This window comes from Pseudomonas putida, from assembly GCF_002906855.1.
GTDB lineage: Bacteria > Pseudomonadota > Gammaproteobacteria > Pseudomonadales > Pseudomonadaceae > Aquipseudomonas > Aquipseudomonas putida_N.
In genome coordinates, this window is sequence record NZ_MINI01000052.1 from 1 (window position 1) to 1,621 (window position 1,621).

The 1,621-nt window shown below is 62.4% G+C and carries 1 protein-coding gene; it reads left to right on the forward strand.

Features of this window, described 5'->3' with window-relative positions; all coding sequences use genetic code 11:
- Positions 1-248 precede the first annotated feature (248 nt).
- Positions 249-1,355, forward strand: a complete 1,107-nt coding sequence (rluB, locus tag BGP85_RS28595) for a 23S rRNA pseudouridine(2605) synthase RluB (protein WP_103449912.1) — start codon at positions 249-251, stop codon at positions 1,353-1,355.
- Positions 1,356-1,621: the final 266 nt, after the last annotated feature.

Here is a 1,621-nt window from a genome sequence, read left to right on the forward strand (position 1 = left end):
GTAAAACGCCCCTGAGGTTGGATTTTTTGTCCAACATCAGGGGCGCAGTTCACTCCTGTAGGAGCGGGCTTGTCCCGCGAAGAGGCCAGCAATGCCTACACATCACCATTAGGCAGAATTCACTCCCAAAAACCACAAAACCTTCTACCCTGCAGTGCGTTCCCCCAGCGAACCGCGTATGATGCGCGGCCTTTTGGCGCGTTCGTAGCCAGAGCCCTGATTTCATTCCTACACCGGGAGGTGCCCAGATGAGTGAGCAAGACCTGCAAAATACCGAAATCACCCCGCCAGCCGGCGAAAAGCTGCAGAAAGTGCTGGCGCGCATCGGCGTTGGTTCGCGCCGGGACGTCGAGGCCTGGATCAGCCAGGGCCGCATCAAGGTCAACGGCGTCGAGGCCACCCTTGGCCTGCGTGTCGACCTGCACGACGCCATCACCGTCGACGGCAAGCTGATCAAGCGCGAAGAGGCCGCCGAGGCCACGCGCCGGGTGATCATGTACAACAAGCCCGATGGCGAGATCTGCACCCGTGACGACCCGGAAGGCCGCCCGACCGTGTTCGACCGCCTGCCGCGGCCGAAGGAAGGCCGCTGGATCAACATCGGCCGCCTGGACATCAACACTACCGGCCTGCTGCTGTTCACCACCGACGGCGAACTGGCCAACCGCCTGATGCACCCGTCCTACGAGATGGACCGTGAGTACGCGGTGCGCGTGCGGGGTGAAGTCGACGACGAGATGGTCGATCGCCTGAAGGCGGGCGTGATGCTCGAAGACGGCCCGGCCAAGTTCACCGACATCCAGAAGGCGCCAGGTGGCGAAGGCTTCAACCACTGGTACCACTGCGTGGTGATGGAAGGCCGTAACCGCGAAGTACGCCGCCTGTGGGAATCCCAGGGCATGGTGGTCAGCCGCCTGAAGCGTGTGCGCTTCGGCCCGGTGTTCCTCAACTCCGACCTGCCGATGGGCCGCTGGCGCGAAATGACCCAGGGCGAAATCGACATCCTCGCCGCCGAGGTAGGCCTGCAGCCGGTAGCGCTGCCGACCCTGAACCTCAAGGCCAAGGACAAGATGGAGCGCCTGCAGCGCAAGTCGAGCCGGCCGATGGGGCGCAACGAGCGTGTGCGCAGCCTGCGCCCGGCCCATGAAGGCGGTGCTGCAGCCGCTGAGCGTCCTGCACGTCAGCCGCGCGATACCTCGGGTGAACGCCCAGCACGTCAGTCGCGTGACGAAGCGCCGCGCAAAGGCAGCCGTGGCAGCGCCGTGGCCGAACGCCCGAGCGAAATGCGCAAGCGCCCAGGCAAGCCTGATGGTGACAAACCGGCCGGCCGTGGCCGCGGCAAGCCGCGTGGTTGAGTGCTCTGTGCAGCGATGAGAAACCAGCCTTCGGGCTGGTTTTTTTATGCCTGCGAGAATCTGGGGCCGCAATACGGTCCCAAGATATTGAAGAAAAAGAAATTTTCGGACGACTGGCAAGTTTTCAAACCAACCTGTAAAGAAATTTATACGCGTCTACCCTAATTCAGCCTGCAATTCGGATTTTTCCTCTTCGTGTAAACAGAACTTGCCACGCCGCCCGCCCCAAAGCTCTTGCCTCCACCCCACCCAGTCTTGCCCAAACC

Bases quoted from the DNA above. Each gene is read 5' to 3' on its own strand.
- rluB (WP_103449912.1), top strand. From the start codon at position 249: ATGAGTGAGCAAGACCTGCAAAATACCGAAATCACCCCGCCAGCCGGC.